Here is a 550-nt window from a genome sequence, read left to right as displayed (position 1 = left end):
CCCGGGCCGCGAGAGCGGCGGGCGCACCGCCTTCGGCCAGCACGGCCGCCACCGCCTCGGTGGTCTCCGGCGCGGGTTCGGCCGCGCCGACCGGGGCTTCGGGCGCGGGGCGGCGCACCGGCTCGGGGGCGGGGGCCGGCCTGCGCGGTGCGACCGGCTCGGTCTCGCGGAACGCGGAGGCGACGGGCTTCTCCCCGCTCTCCACGGCCCGGACGGCCGCCAGCAGGTCGGCCGCCGTCCCCTGAAGCTTCGTGCCCGCCTCCAGGGGGCCCTTCTTGGCGGCCTTGCGCTGCTCGATCCGCTCACGCAACTCCCGCTGCGCGGCGAGCTCGGCCTCGGCCTCGGAGGGACCGCTGTCCGCACCACCGTCCGCGTCGACCGCAGGGCCACCGTCCGCGTCGGCCACATCGCCGGTCGCCTCGGGTGCCCCCTGCGCCGCGGTCTCGTCGTCCCCCGCGCCCGCGTCGCCCGCGCCGGCCGCAGGGCCAGTCGCCTCGGCCTCGGCCTGCCCCGGCACTTCGGCGCCACCGGCATCGGCGGCAGCCGCACC

General features: G+C 80.5%; 1 pseudogene. It reads right to left on the bottom strand.

The features are described 5' to 3' along the window. Positions 1 to 550 (bottom strand): annotated as a pseudogene (locus STRAU_RS43220) (DNA helicase RecD); the annotation flags it as partial.

It is taken from the genome of Streptomyces aurantiacus JA 4570, from assembly GCF_000414115.1.
In the GTDB taxonomy this organism is placed as follows: Bacteria; Actinomycetota; Actinomycetes; order Streptomycetales; family Streptomycetaceae; genus Streptomyces; species Streptomyces aurantiacus_A.
This window is presented reverse-complemented; position numbering and strand designations above follow the sequence as displayed.